The organism is Miniimonas sp. S16 (assembly GCF_057748195.1).
In genome coordinates this window covers 1,254,524-1,274,260 of record NZ_CM173242.1, presented here as the reverse complement: position 1 = coordinate 1,274,260, position 19,737 = coordinate 1,254,524, and the positions used below count along the sequence as shown (strand labels likewise).

At 74.8% G+C, this 19,737-nt stretch carries 19 protein-coding genes and 1 tRNA gene; 14 read left to right on the top strand and 6 right to left on the bottom strand.

Going from position 1 to position 19,737, the window contains the following annotated elements:
- Nucleotides 1-274: 274 nt before the first annotated feature.
- Both AC3AQ1_RS05630 and AC3AQ1_RS05625 read right to left on the bottom strand, forming a co-directional pair.
- Entirely contained in the window at nucleotides 275-829 is a 555-nt protein-coding gene (locus tag AC3AQ1_RS05630) for a hypothetical protein (protein ID WP_108718176.1), read from the bottom strand.
- A 73-nt stretch (nucleotides 830-902) separates the two neighbouring features.
- Nucleotides 903-1,832: an HhH-GPD family protein gene (locus AC3AQ1_RS05625; protein WP_108718175.1), complete on the bottom strand. Its 930-nt coding sequence runs from the start codon at nucleotides 1,830-1,832 to the stop codon at nucleotides 903-905.
- A 20-nt stretch (nucleotides 1,833-1,852) separates the two neighbouring features.
- Here AC3AQ1_RS05625 and AC3AQ1_RS05620 point away from each other — a divergent pair, with 20 nt between their 5' ends.
- Nucleotides 1,853-2,551, top strand: coding sequence for a hypothetical protein (locus AC3AQ1_RS05620; protein WP_108718174.1), 699 nt, complete (start codon nucleotides 1,853-1,855; stop codon nucleotides 2,549-2,551).
- 21 nt (nucleotides 2,552-2,572) lie between these two features.
- Here the strand turns inward: AC3AQ1_RS05620 and disA are convergent, their stop codons facing one another.
- Together disA and radA are read right to left on the bottom strand one after the other, a co-directional pair.
- Nucleotides 2,573-3,646, bottom strand: a complete 1,074-nt coding sequence (disA, locus tag AC3AQ1_RS05615) for a DNA integrity scanning diadenylate cyclase DisA (protein WP_108718173.1) — start codon at nucleotides 3,644-3,646, stop codon at nucleotides 2,573-2,575.
- A 42-nt stretch (nucleotides 3,647-3,688) separates the two neighbouring features.
- Nucleotides 3,689-5,188, bottom strand: a complete 1,500-nt coding sequence (gene radA / locus AC3AQ1_RS05610; protein WP_108718172.1) for a DNA repair protein RadA — start codon at nucleotides 5,186-5,188, stop codon at nucleotides 3,689-3,691.
- Nucleotides 5,189-5,299: 111 nt separating this feature from the next.
- On the opposite strand from radA, the gene AC3AQ1_RS05605 reads away from it, so the two are divergent.
- The 11 genes from AC3AQ1_RS05605 (at nucleotide 5,300) to AC3AQ1_RS05555 (ending at nucleotide 16,756) form a co-directional block, all read left to right on the top strand.
- Nucleotides 5,300-6,082, top strand: a complete 783-nt coding sequence (locus AC3AQ1_RS05605; protein ID WP_108718171.1) for a hypothetical protein — start codon at nucleotides 5,300-5,302, stop codon at nucleotides 6,080-6,082.
- Between the two features lies 1 nt (nucleotide 6,083).
- Complete coding sequence (gene proC, locus AC3AQ1_RS05600) at nucleotides 6,084-6,935, top strand: pyrroline-5-carboxylate reductase (RefSeq protein ID WP_108718170.1); 852 nt, start codon at nucleotides 6,084-6,086, stop codon at nucleotides 6,933-6,935.
- The gene (locus AC3AQ1_RS05595) at nucleotides 6,932-8,020 is read left to right on the top strand and encodes a LacI family DNA-binding transcriptional regulator (RefSeq protein ID WP_234417818.1); all 1,089 of its coding nucleotides are present in this window, start codon (nucleotides 6,932-6,934) and stop codon (nucleotides 8,018-8,020) included. Before proC ends, AC3AQ1_RS05595 begins: the two co-directional genes overlap by 4 nt.
- A gap of 170 nt (nucleotides 8,021-8,190) precedes the next feature.
- A complete protein-coding gene (locus tag AC3AQ1_RS05590) occupies nucleotides 8,191-9,849 on the top strand; it encodes a xylulokinase (protein WP_108720007.1) in 1,659 nt (552 codons plus the stop codon).
- A 51-nt stretch (nucleotides 9,850-9,900) separates the two neighbouring features.
- Nucleotides 9,901-10,611 (top strand): L-ribulose-5-phosphate 4-epimerase, encoded by a 711-nt coding sequence (locus AC3AQ1_RS05585; protein ID WP_108718168.1) that lies wholly within the window; start codon nucleotides 9,901-9,903, stop codon nucleotides 10,609-10,611.
- Between the two features lie 87 nt (nucleotides 10,612-10,698).
- A complete protein-coding gene (gene araA / locus AC3AQ1_RS05580; protein ID WP_108718167.1) occupies nucleotides 10,699-12,246 on the top strand; it encodes an L-arabinose isomerase in 1,548 nt (515 codons plus the stop codon).
- A gap of 408 nt (nucleotides 12,247-12,654) precedes the next feature.
- Nucleotides 12,655-14,070 (top strand): APC family permease, encoded by a 1,416-nt coding sequence (locus AC3AQ1_RS05575; protein ID WP_108718166.1) that lies wholly within the window; start codon nucleotides 12,655-12,657, stop codon nucleotides 14,068-14,070.
- Nucleotides 14,071-14,199: 129 nt separating this feature from the next.
- Nucleotides 14,200-15,228: a zinc-dependent alcohol dehydrogenase gene (locus tag AC3AQ1_RS05570; protein ID WP_108718165.1), complete on the top strand. Its 1,029-nt coding sequence runs from the start codon at nucleotides 14,200-14,202 to the stop codon at nucleotides 15,226-15,228.
- 68 nt (nucleotides 15,229-15,296) lie between these two features.
- Nucleotides 15,297-15,761 (top strand): hypothetical protein, encoded by a 465-nt coding sequence (locus AC3AQ1_RS05565; RefSeq protein ID WP_159096402.1) that lies wholly within the window; start codon nucleotides 15,297-15,299, stop codon nucleotides 15,759-15,761.
- 62 nt (nucleotides 15,762-15,823) lie between these two features.
- Complete coding sequence (locus tag AC3AQ1_RS05560) at nucleotides 15,824-16,630, top strand: DsbA family protein (protein ID WP_108718163.1); 807 nt, start codon at nucleotides 15,824-15,826, stop codon at nucleotides 16,628-16,630.
- 49 nt (nucleotides 16,631-16,679) lie between these two features.
- Nucleotides 16,680-16,756 (top strand) — tRNA-Thr (locus tag AC3AQ1_RS05555).
- A 41-nt stretch (nucleotides 16,757-16,797) separates the two neighbouring features.
- Here the strand turns inward: AC3AQ1_RS05555 and AC3AQ1_RS05550 are convergent.
- Together AC3AQ1_RS05550 and AC3AQ1_RS05545 are read right to left on the bottom strand one after the other, a co-directional pair.
- Entirely contained in the window at nucleotides 16,798-17,676 is an 879-nt protein-coding gene (locus AC3AQ1_RS05550; RefSeq protein ID WP_108718162.1) for an SGNH/GDSL hydrolase family protein, read from the bottom strand.
- 68 nt (nucleotides 17,677-17,744) lie between these two features.
- Nucleotides 17,745-18,428, bottom strand: a complete 684-nt coding sequence (locus AC3AQ1_RS05545; RefSeq protein WP_108720006.1) for a uracil-DNA glycosylase — start codon at nucleotides 18,426-18,428, stop codon at nucleotides 17,745-17,747.
- A 259-nt stretch (nucleotides 18,429-18,687) separates the two neighbouring features.
- Between AC3AQ1_RS05545 and AC3AQ1_RS05540 the strand changes: the two genes are divergently transcribed.
- On the top strand, nucleotides 18,688-19,023 hold the full coding sequence (locus AC3AQ1_RS05540) for a DUF3263 domain-containing protein (RefSeq protein WP_108718161.1): 336 nt from the start codon (nucleotides 18,688-18,690) through the stop codon (nucleotides 19,021-19,023).
- Between the two features lie 9 nt (nucleotides 19,024-19,032).
- Complete coding sequence (locus AC3AQ1_RS05535) at nucleotides 19,033-19,650, top strand: LytR C-terminal domain-containing protein (protein ID WP_108718160.1); 618 nt, start codon at nucleotides 19,033-19,035, stop codon at nucleotides 19,648-19,650.
- The last annotated feature ends 87 nt before the right edge of the window (nucleotides 19,651-19,737 follow it).

Here is a 19,737-nt window from a genome sequence, read left to right as displayed (position 1 = left end):
CGCCTCGGGCCGTTCTGGGCGACGGTCGCGTCGCTTCGGGCCGTTCTGGGCGACGGTCGCGTCGCCTCGGGCCGTTCTGGGCGACGGTCTCGTCGCCTCGGGCCGTTCTGGGCGACGGTCGCGTCGCTTCGGGCCGTTCTGGGCGACGGTCGCGTCGCCTCGGGCCGTTCTGGGCGACGGTCGCGTCGCCTCAGGCCGTTCTGAAGGTCGGCCGCGTCGCCTCGGGCCGTTCTGGGGGCGGGCCGCGTCGCTGGGGGCAGGCGGCGCGGAGGCGTCAGCGCGGGCGCAGAACCCGCGCCCGGACGGCGCCGATGACGACGGCCACCTGGACCGCGACCAGCCCGCCGAGCACCGCGGACAGCGTCGCGGACGGCCGCACGACCACCCAGACCCCGACCGTCAGCACGAGCGCCGCGACGAGGCCGCGTGCGCAGAGCCCGAGCGCCCGGGACAGGCCGGCGACGGCGTGCCCCGGCACCGGGACGTCGTGGCGCAGCAGGCGTAGCAGCACCCAGGCGGCGAGCACCGCCCCGACCAGCGCCGCGAGCATTCCCACCATGAGCACGACGAGCCCGGGGGTGACCATGTCGGCGCCCATGCCGCCGTCCTCGACCCGCGCCATGCTCGCCGCGCCCGCCGCCACGAGGCCGAGGCCGACCACGGAGGCGGCCATCGCGGCGAGAGTGCGGGTGGCCGCCTGCACCGCCAGACCGCCCTCGACGTCGGGGTCGGTCCGCTCGACGACCGGGGACGTGTCGACGGGCTGGGGCGTGCCGGCGGGCGTGCTCGAGGAACGTCCCTCGAACGGCGTGTCCTCCGGCGTGCCCACGTCCTCACGGTAGGTGAGGAGCGCGCCACGACGGCGCAGGCGCGCACGCCCGCGGGCCCTGGAGGCCGGCCCGCTACGGCAGCGCGTACCCGTCGTCGCGGCTGACGAGCAGCCCGTCGGCCACGAGCGTGGCCAGCGCCCGCTCACGCTGCTCCGCCTCGGGCCAGGTCAGGCCGAGCACGGCGTCGGGCACCACGCCACCGGCCTCGCGCACGGCGCCGAGCAGCCGGCCACGGGCCTGCCGGTCCGTCCCGTGCCAGGCCTGGACCCGGCGCCGGTGCGCGTGGGGGTCGGGCGGGTAGCCCGCCGCGCGCCACGCGCACGCGCCGGCGACCGGGCAGGCGGTGCAGGACGGGGCGCGCGCGGTGCACACGAGCGCGCCGAGCTCCATGATCCCGACGCTCCACCGCGCGGCGGCCGCCGGGTCGCGGGGCAGCACCGCGGCCGCACGGGTGCGCTCCGCGGAGGTGAGCGACGGGGCGGGCAGCGCCTCGCCGTCGAGCACGCGCGTGAGCACGCGTCGCACGTTCGTGTCGAGCACGACGGCGCGCCGACCGTACGCGAACGCCGCGACGGCGGCCGCGGTGTACTCCCCGATGCCCGGCAGTGCACGCAGGGTGTCGAGGTCGAGCGGCACCTCGCCGTCGTGCGCCGCGACGATCGCGGCGGCGGCATCACGCAGGCGCAGCGCCCGACGCGGGTAGCCGAGCCGGCCCCAGGCGCGCAGCACGTCGGCGACGGGCGCAGCGGCGAGGTCGGCGGGCGTCGGCCAGGCCGCGAGCCAGGCGCGCCAGACGGGCTCGACCCGGGCGACCGGCGTCTGCTGCAGCATGACCTCGCTCACCAGCACGCCCCAGCCGGTGGCGTCGGCGGCGCGCCAGGGCAGGTCGCGCGCGTGCGCCGCGTACCACTCCGCGACGGCGCGGTGCAGGTGCGCCGGGTGCGCGGCGGTCGGGTGGGGATCGGGCGACGCCGGGCGCGGGCTGTCGGGTGCGGCGGTCATGGCTCGCCTATCCTCACAGGGTGCCGAACCCGTCGCGACCGACCCGTGCGACGGCGGCGGCGTACCGACGGCGACGCCTGGTCGCCCTGATCCTGGGGCTTCTCGTGCTGGGGGCCGCGGCCTGGGGCGTCACGGCGCTCGTGGGGCTCTTCACCGGGGGCGACGCCGAGGCGACCGCGACCTCGACCGGCGCCCCGACCAGCAGCCCCGCCGGGGACCCCACGGACGTGCCCACCGACACCGGTACCGGGGGCGCCACCGATCCGACGACCGCGCCGGAGCCCTCGCCCACCGAGTACCCGCTCGGCGCGACCCCGCCGACGCCGACCGCGTGCACACCCGAGCAGGCCCAGCTCACGCTCACAGTGCCCGCGACGAATGCGGTGGGTGCGGGCGTCGCGATGGTGCTCGGCGTGAGCACCGGCTCGGGCCCGGACTGCCTCGTCGACCTCGGGTCCGGCGCCACCGTGCTGGAGATCAGCTCCGGCGGCGTCCCGGTCTGGAGCTCGGCGCAGTGCCCGTTCGAGCCGACCTCGCGCAGGCTGCTGCTGCCCGCTGACAGCGAGGACTTCCAGGACCTCTCGTGGCCCGGTGCGCTGTCCCAGGACGGCTGCCCGGGTGGGATGCCGGTCGCGCAGGCCGGGACGTACCTCGCCGTGGTGACGCAGACGTCGGGGGACCAGGTGCTGCGCGCGGAGGCGACGTTCGTCCTGCAGTAGCGCGGTGCCTACGGCAGAGCGCTACACGAAGCGGTCGATGAGCGATGTCTCGGCGAGGCGCGACAGCCCCTCTCGCAGCGAGCGGGCGCGCACCGCGCCGACCCCGTCCACCACCTGGAAGTCCTCCACCGTCGCGGCGAGCAGCTTCTGCAGCGTGCCGAAGTGCGCGACGACGGCCTCGACGATCGGCATCGGCAGGCGCGGCAGCCGGGTGAGCATCCGGAACCCGCGCGGGGACGCGGCGGCGTCGAGCACGTCGCCGCCCGCACCGCCGAGGCCGAGGCGCCGGGCGACCTGCGCGAGGTCGATGAGCTCGGTGGAGTCGAGGGCCTCGATGCTCGCGAGCGACTCGGCGAGCGTGCGCCGCTCGTCGATGTAGTCGCGCACCACGAGCTCGCGGTCGGGCCAGGAAGCGCCCACGAGCTCGTCGAGCTGCAGCGCAAGGAGGCGGCCGTTCGTGCCGAGCTCGGTCACGTAGCCGGCGATCTCGATCGAGATCCGGTGCACCATCTCCAGGCGCTGGACCACGGTGGCGACGTCCCGCACCGTGACGAGGTCCTCGATCTCGAGGGCGGACAGCGTCTGCGTGACCTCGTCCAACCGGGCTCGGTAGCGCTCGAGCGTCGCGAGGGCCTGGTTGGCGCGGGACAGGATCGCGTCGGAGTCCTCCACGACGTACCGCTCGCCCTTGTAGTACACGGCGACGATCCGCATCGACTGGCTGACCGAGATGACCGGGTAGCCCGTCTGCACGGCCGCGCGCTGCGCGGTGCGGTGCCGGGTGCCGGACTCCGACGTCTCGATCGAGGCGTCGGGCAGGAGCTGGACGGCCGCCCGCAGGATGCGCGACGCGCTCGTGTCCATGACGATCGCGCCGTCCATCTTCGCCAGCTCGCGCAGCCGGGTGGAGGAGAACGCGACGTCGAGCTCGAACCCGCCGGAGCAGATCGACTCCACCACCGGGTCGTACCCGATCACGATGAGGGCGCCGGTGCGTCCGCGCAGGATGCGCTCGAGGCCGTCGCGCAGCGCCGTCCCGGGCGCGACGGCGCTCAGGAACGAGCGGCCGGAGGCGGCGGGGACGACGTCGGACATGGCGCGCACTCTACGGCAGCGGCGGCTGCCGGCCGGGGCTGCTCACCGGCCGCCGCGCGCCCGCCGAGCGCGTTCGAGCTCGTCCGGCGGCGCCGCCGGGGTGCGTCCGTCGGAGGCGCCGACGGGAGAGTCCGCGCCGTCCAGGGCGAGCGCGAGCGCAGCCGCGACGTCCCCCGCGGGCAGCAGACGCAGTCCCTCGGGTGCGCGCACACCCGAGGCGCCGGCCCCGCCGAGGCCCTCGGGCACGACGGCGCACGTGAACCCCAGCCGGACCGCTTCCGCCAAGCGGCGCTCGAGCCCGGTGGTGGGACGCAGCTGCCCGGTCAGCCCGACCTCGCCGACCGCGATGAGGCCCGGCCGCAGCGGCAGGCCGGACCGCGCGCTGGCGAGGGCGAGGATGAGCGCGACGTCGGCCGCGGGCTCGAGCGCCCGCGCGCCACCCACGGTGGAGACGTAGACGTCCTGACCCGCGACCCCGCGGGCCAGGCGCGACTCCAGCACCGCGAGCACCATCGACACGCGCGCGGGATCCACCCCGGCGGTCGCGCGGCGCGGGTGCGGCGCCGAGGACGTCGCGACGAGCGCCTGCACCTCGATGGGCATCGGGCGGGCGCCGTCGAGCGTGATCGTGACGCAGCAGCCCGGCTCGGGCGAGCGCCGCTCCGAGAGGAACAGGCCGCTCGGGTCGGCAAGCCCCTCGATGCCGGAGTCACTGAGGTCGAAGCAGCCGACCTCGTCGGTCGGGCCGTACCGGTTCTTCACCGCGCGCACCATACGCAGGCGCGAGTGCCGCTCGCCCTCGAACTGGCACACCACGTCGACGAGGTGCTCGAGCACGCGCGGCCCCGCGATCCCGCCGTCCTTCGTCACGTGCCCCACCAGCACGACCGGCAGGTGCCGGGCCTTGGCCACGGCGATCACCGCGGCCGCGACCTCGCGCACCTGTGCGACACCGCCGGCGGTGCCCTCCACCTCGCGCGACGCGATCGTCTGCACCGAGTCCACGACGAGCAGGTCCGGCTCGACGGCCTCGACGTGGCCGAGCAGCGCGCCCAGGTCGCCCTCGGCCGCAAGCATGAGCCCGTCCTCGACGGCGCCGATCCGCTGGGCGCGCAGGCGCACCTGTGCGGCGGACTCCTCACCCGTGACGTAGAGGACGCGGCTGCCGGTGCGCGCCGTGCGCGCCGCGACGTCGAGCAGCAGGGTCGACTTGCCGACGCCGGGCTCGCCCGCGAGCAGGATGACGGCGCCCGGGACGAGGCCGCCGCCGAGCACCCGGTCCAGCTCGCCCACGCCCGTGGACCGGCGTGCGACCAGCGCGATCTCGACGTCGGCGATGGGGCGCGCGGGGCTGCGCGGCGGTGCTGCGGCGGTGGTGCGGGCGGGCTCGGGGGCGCCGACCTCGGTCATCGTGCCCCACGCCTGGCAGCCCGGGCAGCGCCCCACCCACTTCGCGGCGCCCCAGCCGCACTCCGTGCACGACCACGACGGCGCGGCGGCGCGCCCCCGTGCAGAGGGTCCGGAGCCGCGGGTCGTCGCCATGTTCGGGACGCTACCGCGCGGGACCGACACCCCCGCCTCGCCGTCCCCTAGGCTCGCCGCGACGGCCGGGCGCCCCCGGCCCGACCGCACCGCCCCGAGAGGACCTTCCGGGTGAACGCTCCCGCCGACCCCACCGACACCGGCGCCACGCCGCCGACCGAGCGCCCGGCCGATCGCCGCGCGCGGGCGTCGGGTGGCTCACCCGGCCGAGCGCCCGAGGCGAGCGGGGGAGCTGCCGCCGCGGCGAGCGGCGCCATGGGCAGCGGCGACGGCTCCGGCTCGACGGCGTCGCCCGCGGTGATCCGGCGGCGCCGGATCGTCCTCGCGCTCGTGGCGCTCGTCGTGGTGCTCGGCGTGGTGCTCACGATCGTGCTGCTCAACCGGCCCGCCGCCGAGCTCGAGGCCCTCGAGCCCGTGCCCGGAGAGACCATCACCGGCCCGACCCCGACGCCCGTGGTGGCGCCCGTGGAGCGGGACAAGAGCACGGCCCTGCTGGCGGCGCTGCCGGACGCGGTGCTGAAGTGGGCGGTGTCGGCGCAGACGGTGGACGACCCGGCGGCGGTCGCGGCCGCCGCCGGGGTCACGGGGCAGCCGCTCGAGGCGTACACGCTCACCTACTCCGACGGTTCGGGCGACGCCACCACCGACGTTGCGGTCGCCGTCACGCAGTGGCGCACCCCCGAGGCCGCCGCGGCGTACGTCGCGGCGCTCGGCCTGGAGGGCACCGTCTCGCGCGAGGAGCCCGTCGTCGTGGCGGGTCAGCAGGCGGGCACGATGCGGATCCTCTCCTCCGAGACGGGCGAGCGGGTGGCGTGGAACAACGGAGCCACCGCGTTCGTCGCGATCACCCCGGTCGGGGCGGGCGGCACGTTCTACGACGCGTTCGGGATGTGACATGAAGATCGCGCTGATCGGCTCCGGGGTGATGGGCAGCGCCGTGCTGTCCTCCCTCGTGGCGGCGGACGCCGTCACCGAGGTCGCGGTGACCGACGTGCGTGGCGACGTCGCGCGCGAGGTCGCCGCGCGGCACGACGGCGAGGCCGCCTCGGTCTCCGGCGGCGCCGACAACGCCGCGGCCGCGGCGGGGGCCGACGTCGTGCTGCTCGCGGTCAAGCCCCAGTACATGGCGGACGCGCTCGCGTCGGTGCGCGACGCCGTCGGGCCCGACACGCTCGTCGTGTCGATCGCCGCGGGCCTGCCGTCCACGTTCTACGAGCGTCGCCTGCCCGCCGGCGTGCCCGTGGTCCGGGTCATGCCGAACACGCCCGCGACGATCGGGCGCGGCGTGAGCGCCGTCAGCCCCGGCAGGCACGCGAGCCCCGACCACGTGGCCCTCGTGGAGACGCTGCTCGCGGGGACGGGCCTCGTGGTCTCGGTGCCGGAGGCGCTGCAGTCCGCGGTCACCGCGATCTCCGGGTCCGGGCCCGCGTACGTGTTCGCCATGGTCGACGCGCTCGCCGAGGCCGGCACGCTGCTCGGACTGCCGCGCGCGCTCGCGCAGCAGCTCGCGGCGCACACCGTGGCGGGGTCGGGCGTCTACGCGGCCGAGTCCGGGCAGCACGCGGCGATCCTGCGCGAGGCGGTGTCCTCACCGGGCGGCACGACGCTCGCCGCGCTCGCCGAGCTCGACGAGCGCGCCGTCCGCGCGGCCTACGTGGCGGCGGCCCGAGCCGCGGCGCGGCGGGCGGACGAGCTCGCCCGCGAGGCCGACCCCGAGGGCGCCGACGGCGAGGGGCACCGAGCGTGAGCGCGGGACGCCCTGCGGGCATGGCGGACGTCGCCAGGCTCGCCGGGGTGTCGCACCAGACGGTCTCACGCGTCCTCAACAACCATCCCAGCGTCCGGCCCGCCACGCGCGAGCGCGTCCTGGCGGCGATGGACGACCTCAGCTACCGACCGAACCGGCTCGCCCGGGCGCTCGTCACGGCCCGCTCGGGCCTGCTCGGCGTCGTGACGAGCGGCTCGGCCAAGTTCGGGCCGATGTCCACGCTCATGGCCATCGAGGAGACGGCGCGCGCGGCGGGCTACTCGGTGCACGTCACGGCGGTCCGTCCGGGCGAGGACGACCTGCTCGCGGCGGTCGCGCGGGCGCTCGGCGACTTCGACTCCCAGGCGGTCGAGGCCGTCGTCGTCATCGCTCCGCGGATCCGCGTGGTCGAGGCGCTCGCGGACATCACCTCACGCGCGCCGCTGCTGCTGGTGGCGGCCGGGGTGGAACCCAGCGACCGCTACGTGGCGGTCGGCGCCGACCAGGCCGCCGGGGCGCGGTCCGCACTGCGCCACCTCGTCGACCTCGGGCACGAGCGGATCGCCCTGCTGACCGGTCCCCCCGACTGGCTGGACGCGCGTGAGCGTGAGCGTGGCTGGCACGAGGAGCTGGCCGCGGCCGGGCTGCAGCCGGCGCACGTGTGGGCCGGGGACTGGTCCGCCGAGGCGGGCTACCGCGTGGGGCAGGAGATCGCGTCGAGCGCCTCGCGCCCCACGGCCGTCGCGGTCGCGAACGACCAGATGGCCCTCGGGCTGCTTCGGGCCCTCGGCGAGGCGGGCATCGACGTGCCGGGCGACATCAGTGTCACCGGCTTCGACGACATCGAGGGCACCGACTACTTCCGGCCGCCGCTCACCACCGTCCGCCAGGACTTCACCGAGCTCGCGCAGGCCGCGATGACCGAGCTGCTCGGCGCGATCGAGGCGGACCGCCGCGCAGGCGACGAGCCGGCGAGGGAACCCGCCGCCGGCGAGGGGGCTGAGGATGGCGCCGGCGACAGGGGAGCCGCCGCCGTGGTGCCCGAGCTCGTGGTCCGGGCCAGCACGGCCCCGCCGACGCGCTGACCCGGCGCCGCCGATGCCGATGTCGCGGCCGCGCGGCACCCCTGGTAGTGTGAACGCTCACATCACCACGACGGACGCGACCGCCGCGCGCGAGCGCAGCGGCCGCCGCAAGGATCACGACGGCACAGGACCGGGCAGTGCGGCTCGGAGAAGGGCGGGTCCCGGTGACCATGCTGAACAGCTCGCAGGGCGACGCGCCCGAGACCGGCGCGGCCCGCGCGGACCTGCTCGCCGGTCGCACCACGCTGGGCATCGAGCTCGGCTCGACCCGAATCAAGGCCTGCCTCGTCGGCGCCGACCACGCGGTGCTCGCCACGGGCAGCCACGCGTGGGAGAACCAGTACGTCGACGGCGTGTGGACGTACGCCCTCGACGCGGTGTGGGCTGGGCTCCAGGACGCCGTCGCGGCGCTGCTCGCCGACGTCGAGCGCACCCACGGCGTGCGCCTGACGACGGTCGGGGCGATCGGGGTCTCGGCGATGATGCACGGCTACGTCGCCCTCGACGCGTCCGGCGAGCAGCTGGTGCCGTTTCGCACGTGGCGCAACACGTCCACGGGCCCCGCGGCGGCCGAGCTGACCGAGGCGCTCGGCGCGAACATCCCGCTGCGCTGGACCGTGGCGCACCTCTACCAGGCCGTGCTCGACGGCGAGCCCCACCTCGACCACGTCGCCCACGTCACGACGCTGGCCGGCTATGTGCACGGGCGCCTGACGGGGGAGAAGGTCGTCGGCGTGGGCGACGCGTCCGGCATCTTCCCGATCGACCCCGCGACGGGCGACTACGACGCGGCCGCGCTGGCCACCTTCGAGGGCCTCCTGGCCCGCCGCCGCGGTGGCGAGACGGACGCGTCGCCGCTGCCCGCCGTCGTCGACCTGTTCCCCGCCGCCGTGCCGGCCGGCCGGCCCGCGGGCGCGCTGACCGCCGAGGGCGCCGCGCTGCTGGACCCGAGCGGCGTGCTCACGGCCGGCATCCCGCTGTGCCCGCCCGAGGGTGACGCGGGAACGGGGATGGTGGCGACGAACGCCGTCGCGCCGCGCACGGGCAACGTGAGCGTGGGCACGAGCATCTTCGCGATGGTCGTGCTGGAGCGCCCGCTCGCGGCCGTGCACCACGAGATCGACCTCGTCACGACGCCCGCGGGCGACCTCGTGGCGATGGTGCACTGCAACAATGGCGCGAGCGAGCTCGGCGAGTGGGCGAGCGTCTTCCACGCCTTCGCCGGAGCGCTCGGCCACCCGGCGGACGCCGACGAGGTGTTCGGCGTGCTGCTGCGCGCCGCGCTCGACGGCGAGCCCGACGGTGGCGGCCTGCTCGCCTACAACTACCTCGCGGGCGAGCCGATCACGGGGCTGACGCAGGGCCGGCCGCTCGTGGTGCGCACGCCGGACAGCCGGCTGACTCTGGCCAACTTCGCCCGCACCCAGGTCTTCGGCGCGTTCGGCACGCTCAGCCTCGGCATGCGGATCCTCGAGCGCGAGGGCGTCGAGGTCGACGCGCTGCTCGCGCACGGCGGGCTGTTCCGCACTGCGGGCGTCGCGCAGCGGCTGCTCGCTGCCGCCGTCGGGGCGCCCGTCGCCGTCGGCACGACCGCCGGCGAGGGCGGCGCCTGGGGGATCGCGGTGCTCGCCGCGTACCTCCTGGCCGCGCAGGCGTCCGACGGCGAGGCCGCGCCCGATCTCGGCACCTGGCTCACCGAGCGCGTCTTCGCCGACGCGGCCTCGGTCGTGGTCGAGCCGGACCCGGCCGACGTGGCCGGCTACGCGAGGTTCCTCGAGCGCTACGAGGCGGGCCTCGCCGTCGAGCGCGCCGCCGGCGAGAGCGTCTGAGACCGTCCCGCGAGCCAACCGCGAGAACCCGCGAGAGAAGGAGCGAACCCGATGACCGAGTCCCGGACCGTCCCCGAGCACCTGCGCGACGCCGTCGCGCAGGCCCGCGTACAGGTCGCCGCGCTGCACGCCGAGCTGCCGAGGTGGGGGCTGGTGGTGTGGACCGCCGGCAACGTCTCCCAGCGCGTGGTCGCCGATCCCGACGGCGGGCCCGGACCCGAGGACCTGCTGGTCATCAAGCCGTCCGGCGTCACCTACGACACGCTCACGCCCGAGTCGATGGTGGTGTGCGACCTCGACGGGACGCTGGTCGAGGGCGACCGCTCGCCGTCGAGCGACACCGCGGCGCACGCGTACGTGTACCGCCACATGCCCGAGGTCGGGGGCGTGGTGCACACGCACTCGACCTACGCGACCGCGTGGGCCGCGCGGCGCGAGCCGATCCCGTGCGTGCTCACGATGATGGCCGACGAGTTCGGCGGCGAGGTGCCGATCGGGCCGTTCGCGCTGATCGGGGACGACTCGATCGGCCGCGGCATCGTCGAGACGCTGCGCTCCTCGCGCAGCCCCGCCGTGCTCATGGCCAACCACGGGCCGTTCACGATCGGGGCCGACGCCAAGGCGGCGGTCAAGGCGGCCGTGATGGTCGAGGAGGTCGCGCGGACGATCCACATCGCGCTCCAGCTCGGCACCCCGCACCCGATCGAGCAGGACAAGATCGACTCCCTCTACGACCGGTACCAGAACGTGTACGGGCGCTGACGCGGCACGCCCTGCCAGTCGAACCGCCCGTACTGCCCGTCCTTGGCTTCCCCTCAGATCCGCTGCACTGACCCGAAGGACCCGACGATGACCGTTACTCCCGGCACGCCTCCCACCAACCCCACCACCGCCGACCCGTTCGCCGGGCGCGAGATCTGGTTCCTCACCGGGAGCCAGCACCTCTACGGCCCCGAGACGCTCGAGGAGGTCACGGCGAACTCGCGCGACATCGTCGCGCTGCTGGACGGCTCGCCGGAGATCCCGGTCCGCGTCGTGTTCAAGGAGCTGCTCACCGACACCGAGGCCATCCGCCGGGTGGCGGACGAGGCCAACGCGAACCCCGCCGTCGTCGGCGTCATCGCGTGGATGCACACGTTCAGCCCCGCGAAGATGTGGATCACCGGCCTGGACGCGCTGCGCAAGCCGTTCCTGCACCTGCACACGCAGGCCAACGTCGAGCTCCCCTGGGCGGAGATCGACATGGACTTCATGAACACCAACCAGGCCGCGCACGGCGACCGCGAGTTCGCGTACATCGCCTCACGGCTCGGGATCGCGCGTAAGACGGTCGTGGGGCACGCCTCGCGCGCCGACGTGCGGGCCGAGATCGGCACGTGGGCCCGCGCGGCGACCGGCTGGGCGCACGCCCGCGGCCTCAAGCTCGCCCGGTTCGGCGACAACATGCGGTTCGTGGCCGTCACCGAGGGCGACAAGACCGAGGCCGAGCGCGTGTTCGGCGTGCAGGTCAACACGTGGGGCGTCAACGAGCTCGCCGCGAAGGTCGCGGCCGTGTCCGACACCGAGGTCGACGCCCTCATCGAGACCTACCTCGCCGAGTACGACGTCGCCCCCGAGCTCCTGCCCGGCGGCGAGAAGCACCAGAACCTGCGCGACGGCGCCGCGATCGAGGCCGGGATGCGTGCCTTCCTCGTCGAGGGCGGGTTCTCCGCCTTCACGACGAGCTTCGAGGACCTCGGCGACCTCAAGCAGCTGCCCGGGCTCGCGGTGCAGCGGCTGATGGCCGAGGGGTACGGGTTCGGCGCCGAGGGCGACTGGAAGACCGCGATCCTCGTGCGCGTCGCGAAGGTGATGGGCCACGGCCTGCCCGGCGGCGCGTCGCTCATGGAGGACTACACCTACGAGCTCGCCGAGGGCCGCGAGAAGATCCTCGGCGCGCACATGCTCGAGGTGTGCCCGTCGCTCACCGTCGGCCGGCCGCGCCTGGAGGTGCACCCGCTCGGCATCGGCGGCAAGGACGACCCGGTCCGGCTGAAGTTCGACACCGACCCAGGCGAGGCCGTCGTGGTGTCGCTCGCCGACCTGCGCGAGCGGTTCCGGCTCGTCGCGAACGTCGTCGACGTCGTCGGGCCCGACCACGAGCTGCCCAACCTCCCGGTCGCCTCCGCGGTGTGGGTGCCGCGGCCGAGCTTCGCCACGTCCGCGAAGGCGTGGCTGCTCTCGGGCGCCGCGCACCACACGGTGATGAGCACCGCCGTCGGGATCGAGGCGTGGGAGGACTTCGCCGAGATCCTGCGGACCGAGCTCGTGGTGATCGACGAGGACACGACGATCCGCGGGCTGAAGAACGAGCTGCGCTGGAACGCCGCGTACTACCGCCTCGCCCAGGGCTTCTGACCTTCGCGAGGTGATTCCCGTCCTTTCGCGAGAGGGTTCCGGTCCTTTCGCGAGAGGGTTTCCGTCCTTTCGCGAGAGGGTTTCGGTCCTTTCGCGAGAGGGTTCCGGTCCTTTCGCGAGAGGGTTTCGGTCCTTTCGCGAGAGGGTTTCCGTCACCCCGCTGACCCGCGTCTCGCCGAGGACGGCCGGTGGCGACGAGAACGGTCCGCTGCGGGCCGGTCTCGTCGCTGCGGGCCGTTCCCGCGCGCGAGGGCGGAGCCCGGGGGAGGAGCGCGGGGGATGAGCGCGGGGGATGAGCGCGAGGGAGGAGCGCGGGGGATGAGCGCGGGGGATGAGCGCGAGGCGTCCGCGTACGAGCTCGCCCCGCAGCACTCTCGACAAGCAGGGCGCCGCAGGCGCAGGCTGTGACTGGTGACGACCCACACCGCTGCGGAGCCGGAGCTGAAGCGGGCCATCGGCCCGAAGCTGCTGCTGCTGTTCATCGTGGGGGACATCCTCGGTACCGGCGTCTACGCCCTGACGGGCCAGGTCGCGGGGGAGGTCGGGGGAGCGGCGTGGCTGCCCTTCCTCATCGCGTTCGCCGTCGCGACGCTCACGGCGTTCAGCTACCTCGAGCTCGTCACGAAGTACCCGCAGGCCGCCGGCGCGGCGCTGTACACGCACAAGGCGTTCGGCATCCACCTCGTGACCTTCCTCGTCGCCTTCATCGTCATGAGCTCGGGCATCACGTCGGCCTCGACGGCGTCGCGCGCCTTCGCGGCGAACTTCGCCACCGGCGTGGGGTGGGACGCCTCCGCGACGGCGATCCTCGCCGTCGCGCTCGTGTTCATGGCGCTCCTGGCGCTGGTGAACTTCCGCGGGGTCGGGGAGAGCGTCAAGGCCAACGTCGTGCTCACCCTCATCGAGCTCTCGGGCCTGCTGCTCGTCATCCTCGTGGGCCTCACGGCGTTCGGGATGGCCGACTTCTCGCGCGTGGTCGCGTTCGACACGCCGCAGGACAAGAGCGTCTTCCTCGCGGTCACGACCGCGACGTCGCTCGCGTTCTTCGCGATGGTCGGCTTCGAGGACTCGGTCAACATGGCGGAGGAGACGAAGGAGCCCGCGCGGATCTTCCCCCGGATCATGCTGACGGGCATGGGGATCACCGGGGTGATCTACGTGCTTGTCGCCGTCGTTGCGGTGGCGCTGCTCCCGGTGGGTGACCTCGCCGCGAGCGAGACGCCGCTCGTGGAGGTGGTGAAGGTCGGCGCCCCCGGCCTGCCGATCGACCGGATCCTGCCGTTCATCTCGATGTTCGCCGTCGCGAACTCCGCGCTCATCAACATGCTGATGGCGAGCCGCCTCATCTACGGCATGGCGCGCCAGCGCGTGCTGCCGCCCGTGCTCGGCAGGGTGCACGAGGGGCGGCGGACACCGTGGGTCGCGATCGTCTTCACCACCGTGATGGCGTTCGGCGTCATCACGGCCGTGTCGCTGACGCCGGACTCGAACGTCATCGCCGTCCTGGGTGGCACGACGGCGCTGCTGCTCCTCGCGGTGTTCGCCGTTGTGAACGTCGCGGTGCTCGTGCTGCGCCGGGACCCGGCGCCGCCGGAGGCCTTCCGGACGCCGACCGTGATCCCGGTGCTGGGGGCCCTCAGCTGTCTCTACCTCGTCACCCCGCTGGCCGGTCGCGACCCGCTGCAGTACCGGGTCGCGGGGACGTTGCTCGTCGTCGGGCTCGTGCTGTGGGGGATCACGTACGCCGTGAACGCCCGGCTCGGGGTGAAGCCGACGCGGTGGCAGGACCCGGACTCGTTCTCCTCGTCCGGCCCGGTGAGCTGAGGCGCGAGTCCGGTATTGATTTGATGGCTAAACTAATGAGCTAGGGTGGGAGAAACCGCCCCCGTGTCGAGGAGAGAACTCGCCGTGTCGAGCCAGCCCACCGCCATCCCGTCCCCCCTTCCTGCACGGATGCATCGCGGCCGGCTGCACGCGGCCGGCGACCTGCGCATCGACGAGGTGCCGCTGCCCACGCCGGGGGAGGGGGAGACGCTCGTCCGGATGACCGACATGGGTTTGTGCGGCAGCGACCTGCACTGGTTCGCGGAGGGCGGCATCGGCGACGCCGTGCTCACCGAGCCGCTCGTGCCCGGTCACGAGCTCGCCGGCATCGCCGTCGACGGGCCGTTCGCCGGTCGCCGGGTGGCCCTCGACCCGGCGATCCCGTGCGAGCACTGCGCGCTGTGCGCCGAGGGGCACCGTAACCTCTGCCCGCAGGTTCGCTTCTCCGGCCACTCCAGCACCGAGGGCGGCCTCGTGGAGCACAAGGTGTGGCCGACCCACCTCCTGCACCCCCTCGCCGAGGGGATGACCGGCGCCGACGGCTCGGTGCTCGAGCCACTCGGCGTCGCGCTGCACGCCTGGGACCTCGCCCACGCGCGGCTCGCGCACGACATCGTCGTCGTCGGGTGCGGGCCCATCGGACTGCTGCTCGTCCAGCTCGCCAAGGCCTTCGGCGGCGGCCGCGTCGTCGCGATCGAGCCGCTCGACCACCGCCGCGAGGCCGCGCTGCGCTACGGCGCGGACGCGGCGTTCGCGCCGGGCGAGCTCGACGCCGCCGCAGCGGCGCTCTCGGACCCGCTGGGTGCGCACACCGTCTTCGAGGTCGCCGGGAACGACGACGCGATCGCCTCCGCGGTCACCCTCGCCCGCCCCGGGGCGCGGGTCGTGCTCGCCGGCATCCCGGACGACGACCGCTCCTCCTTCGGCGCCGGTGTCGCCCGCCGCAAGGGCCTCACCTTCGTCATGGTGCGCCGGATGAAGGAGATGTACCCGCGCGCCATCGCGCTGGTGGCCTCCGGCGCCGTGGACGTGCACTCGCTCGTCACCGAGCGCCTCCCGCTGAGCGAGGCGGCCGAGGCATTCGCGAGCGGCGTCGCGCGCCGCGGCCTCAAGGTCGTCATCGGGATCGACGCCGGGCTCGACTCCGCGATCGACTGACGCGACCGACGCAAGCGCCAGCGAGCGCCGGCGACCGACGCAAGCCCTCGCGCCCGTACCATGGACCGGTGCGGATGGGAGTGACGACCACGGTGGCGCTCGCCGTCGTGCTCGCCGGGTCGCTGCGCGCCCTGGCCGCCTCCGGCCTCGTCGAGCTGCGGGCCTGCGTGCCCACGGGTCACGCGATGCTCGAGGCGCACCTCGCCTTCCTCCGTCCGGTCGACGCCTGCCCCACCGGGGTGGGGCTCGACGACGGCGCGGTCGCGGTGGTCTGCTCCCTCGCCCTCACGACGATTGTGGCCTGGTCCTGGGGGCTGACGGGTGCCGGCACGGTCGGGCTGCTGGCCCGACGAGCCGGTGCGCTCGTGCGGCGCGTGCTCGACGCCGTGCTCCCCGGTCGCCGGGTGCCGCGGGTCGGCGGTCCCGTCCGGGTCGCCCGGTCGCTGCGCACCCCGCGCCCGAGGGTGGTGCGCCGCACGCTGGTGAGCGGCGCCGTCGTGGCCTGGCGGGGTCCGCCCGCGCTCGCCGCCTGACGCCGCCGCGCCGTCGGGCACCCGCGACCCACCTTCCGCACGACCTCCCCGATGGAGACCTCATGACCACCCCCAAGAACACCAAGCCCACCCGCGAGCAGCGCCGCGACGCCGCTCGCGCCCAGGCCGAGAAGCTGCGCCAGGAGCAGGCCGCCCGCGAGCGCCGGAGCCGGAACATCCTGCTCGGTGTCCTCGCCGGCGTCGTCGTCCTCGTCGTCGCTGCCGGCATCTGGATCTACGCCGAGTCCCAGAAGACCCTGCTCGACGAGTTCGACGGCGCGACGCCCGCGAACTCCGACAGCAGCGGCGGCATCTCGGTCGGCGCCACGGCCGCCGGCACCGTGAACGAGGGCGCCTCCGACCTGCAGGTGTACCTCGACTTCATGTGCCCCTACTGCGGCATGTTCGAGGACGCCAACGGGTCCGACCTCGACACGCTGCGCAGCTCCGGCGACCTCACGGTGACCTACCACCTGCTCGCCAACCTCGACAGCCTCTCGATGGGCACGCAGTACTCCACCCGCACGGCCAACGCGGCGGCCACCGTCGCCTCCGAGGCCCCGGACGCGTTCGTCCCGTTCGTCGAGGGCCTGTTCGCACAGCAGCCCGAGGAGAACACCGAGGGCCTCACGGACGACGAGATCGCCCAGATCGCCGTCGACGCAGGCGTGCCGCAGGAGGTGGCCGACACCTTCACCGACGGCACGTACAACGAGTGGGTCGCCGTCGCCACGCAGCAGGCCAAGCGTGAGGGCGTCAGCGGCACCCCGACCGTGAAGCTGGACGGCAAGACCCTGCCGCAGACGGTCAACTTCTACGAGCCCGGCACGCTGTCCTCCTACCTCGCCGAGCAGGGCGTCGGAGGCTGAGGTCCGCCTGCGGCGGCGTGGCATGATGGCCGCGCCGCCGCGGCGGCACGCCTCCTTAGCTCAGCTGGCCAGAGCAGCTGTCTTGTAAACAGCAGGTCGTCGGTTCGAATCCGACAGGAGGCTCCATCACCGTCGTCGGTGCGGTGCGCAGTGCCCGACGGCGAGCGTCACTCGAGCGCGTCGCTCGCCACGTCGACGGCTCGCACGGTGCTCCACTCCGGCAGCTTCGCGACCCGCAGGTCGCCCGAGGACCGGCCGTGCAGGCGCCGGGTGGCCCACGGGTAGGCGTGGTCACGCACCCACGCCGCGTCGACGCCGAGCTGGCGCAGCGCGGGCAGCGCGGCCAACGGCTCGAGCGGGTCGTCCCAGCCCGGGTCGTCCGGCGTCAGGCCGAGGCCGACGAGCGCAGCCTGCGCGACCCTGGCGTGGCCCTCGGCGGTGAGGTGGATCCGGTCGGTGGCCCACATCCGCCAGTCCCGCAGCGCCCGCAGACCCCACACGTCGACGACGTGCGCGCCGTGCCGCTGCGCGATCGTCCACAGGTGGGCGTTGAACACCCCGACCCGCGACCGCGTCGCGGACACGAGCGGGGAGTCCTTCGTGTCCATCCCGGTCGCCAGCAGCACGTCGCACCCGGCCGCGCGCAGCTCGCGCACGGCATCCTCGAGCAGGCCCGCGATCCGGTCCAGGTCGACGGCGGGGCGCAGGATGTCGTTCCCGCCCGCCACCAGCGAGACGAGGTCGGGCCGCAGCTCGAGCGCACGCGGCACCTGCTCGGCCACGACGGCGGGCAGCAGCCGCCCGCGGATCGCCAGGTTCGCGTAGCGCACCTCGCCCGCGGGTGACCGCGCGGCGAGGTGGGCGGCGAGCATGTCGGCCCAGCCGCGCACGCGCAGGTGCGTGACGTCCGGATCGTGGGGGTGGTCGCTCGCCCACCGCGACAGGTCGGGGTTCGCGGCGCCGTCGTCGTCGACGACGTCCCACAGGCCCTCCGAGAAGGAGTCGCCGAGCGCGAGGTAGGAGGTCCACCGGGACGTGGTGCTCATGGCCCCATGGTGCCCCACGCCGCCCTCGCCACGCCCCCTGCGCGCGGGTGGGATGCGCGCGGGTGAGATCAGGGCAGGCGCCAGTCCACGGGCTCCGCACCCTGCTCCACCAGCAGCGCGTTCGTGCGGCTGAAGGGTCGCGACCCGAAGAACCCCGCGTGCGCCGACAGCGGCGAGGGGTGCGGGCTCGCGACGACCGGCACCGACCCGAGCGCCCCGCGCAACGTCTGGGCGTCCCGGCCCCACAGGATCGCGACGAGTGGACCGCCCCGCGCCACCAGAGCCGCGATCGCCGCGCTGGTCACCTCCTCCCAGCCCTTCCCCCGGTGCGACCCGGCGGCGCCCGGGCGCACGGTCAGCACCCGGTTGAGCAGCAGGACCCCGGCGTCGGCCCACGGCGTGAGGTCGCCGGTGGTGGGCATCGGGACGCCGACGTCGTCCACCAGCTCGAGGTAGATGTTGGCCAGCGAGCGCGGCACCGGCCGCACGTCGGGCGCGACCGAGAACGAGAGCCCGACGGCGTGACCCGGCGTCGGGTACGGGTCCTGCCCGACGACCAGCACCCGCACGTCGGCGAGCGGCCGCTCGAACGCCCGCAGCACGTGCGCGCCGCCCGGGAGGAACGAGCGCCCCGCCGCGAGCTCGGACCGCAGGAACTCCCCCATCGCGTGCACCTGGGGCTCGACGTCGGCGAGCGCGCTCGCCCAGTCCGGGGCGACGAGCTCGGCGAGGGGGCGCGGTGATGTCGGCACGTCCGCGATCCTGCCGGATGTTCCGCCCGCGGTCGTTCCGCCGTCGTGCCCGCAGCCGTGCCCGACGGCGTCGCGTCGGCGGGCGCGTCGGCTCGCCGAGCGCGTCGCACCGGTCGTCCGAGGTGCGACCCGCACCCGTGGGGGTCGAATGACACCGGTGTCGTTCGCGCACTAGCATGACCGGGACGAGGGTTCCGGGCGCGACGCGCGGTGGGACCGGCTCCCGGCGACGAAAGCCGGACCGACGTGAGGAGGACCGATGAGCGCAGTGCCCGAGCACGCCGCCCCGGGCGTCGAGCCCGACGGCTCGCGCAGCGACGCCGGCCTCGAGAACGGCCTCACCGACACCGAGCGTGCAGTCCTGGAGTTCGAGCGCGGCTGGTGGCGGCACGGCGGTGCCAAGGAGTCGGCGATCGCCGAGCTGTTCGGGATGACCGCGACGCGGTACTACCAGACTCTCAACGTGCTCATCGACTCCCCGGCGGCGCTCGCGGTCGACCCGATGCTCGTCAAGCGGCTGCGGCGCCTGCGCGCGCAGCGGCAGCAGGCTCGCCAGGCGCGACGCCTCACCGATCTCCCGGCCGCGGGCCGATAGTCTCCCCACGTGGCCCAGGACGACTACCCCTACCCCGAGGACGAGTTCGACGTCCTCGGCCGTGAGCGCTCCCCGCAGGCCGTGCACCGCGCGCCTCGCCCGTGGTGGCGCGTGTGGGGGCCGCTGATCGCCGTCGTGATCCTGGCCCCGCTGCTCGCGATCGCCGTGGTCAAGCTCGCGACGTCGGACGGCGGCTCACCCGCCACCGAGCCCACCCCCGCGGTCACCGCGACCGAAGACGCCACCGACGGCGCAGCGGCGACCGACGGCGCGGCGAGCGCCGAACCGAGTGCCGACGCGAGCACCGAGCCGAGCTCGGAGCCCACGCAGGAGGAGTCGCAGGCGCCCCCGCTCGACCAGGCTGTCGCGGTCAGCGTCCTCAACGGCGCACGCGTCCAGGGTCTCGCCGGATCGGTCCAGGAGCAGCTCGTGGCCGCAGGCTGGACCTCGGTGAGCTCGGGCAACTACCAGTCGGCCGAGCCGACCGTGTCGACCGTGTTCTACCGCGACGCCGATCTAGCCGACGAGGCGCAGGCCATCGCGCAGGCGCTCGGCATCGGCCCCGTCACCGAGCTCGCGAGCGTCGAGTCGATCACCGTGGTGCTGCGCTCCGACTTCACGGGCTGACGGCTCCCCGCCCCCGTCTACACACCGCCGTCGCCCTCCGTACCACCCGGTCGGCCCCGAGCGAAGAACCGGGCACCTTCCGCGCAC

Bases quoted from the DNA above. Each gene is read 5' to 3' on its own strand.
- AC3AQ1_RS05625 (WP_108718175.1), bottom strand. From the start codon at position 1,832: ATGACCGCCGCACCCGACAGCCCGCGCCCGGCGTCGCCCGATCCCCAC.
- disA (WP_108718173.1), bottom strand. From the start codon at position 3,646: ATGTCCGACGTCGTCCCCGCCGCCTCCGGCCGCTCGTTCCTGAGCGCC.
- radA (WP_108718172.1), bottom strand. From the start codon at position 5,188: ATGGCGACGACCCGCGGCTCCGGACCCTCTGCACGGGGGCGCGCCGCC.
- proC (WP_108718170.1), top strand. From the start codon at position 6,084: ATGAAGATCGCGCTGATCGGCTCCGGGGTGATGGGCAGCGCCGTGCTG.
- AC3AQ1_RS05590 (WP_108720007.1), top strand. From the start codon at position 8,191: ATGCTGAACAGCTCGCAGGGCGACGCGCCCGAGACCGGCGCGGCCCGC.
- AC3AQ1_RS05585 (WP_108718168.1), top strand. From the start codon at position 9,901: ATGACCGAGTCCCGGACCGTCCCCGAGCACCTGCGCGACGCCGTCGCG.
- araA (WP_108718167.1), top strand. From the start codon at position 10,699: ATGACCGTTACTCCCGGCACGCCTCCCACCAACCCCACCACCGCCGAC.
- AC3AQ1_RS05570 (WP_108718165.1), top strand. From the start codon at position 14,200: ATGCATCGCGGCCGGCTGCACGCGGCCGGCGACCTGCGCATCGACGAG.
- AC3AQ1_RS05560 (WP_108718163.1), top strand. From the start codon at position 15,824: ATGACCACCCCCAAGAACACCAAGCCCACCCGCGAGCAGCGCCGCGAC.
- AC3AQ1_RS05550 (WP_108718162.1), bottom strand. From the start codon at position 17,676: ATGAGCACCACGTCCCGGTGGACCTCCTACCTCGCGCTCGGCGACTCC.
- AC3AQ1_RS05540 (WP_108718161.1), top strand. From the start codon at position 18,688: ATGAGCGCAGTGCCCGAGCACGCCGCCCCGGGCGTCGAGCCCGACGGC.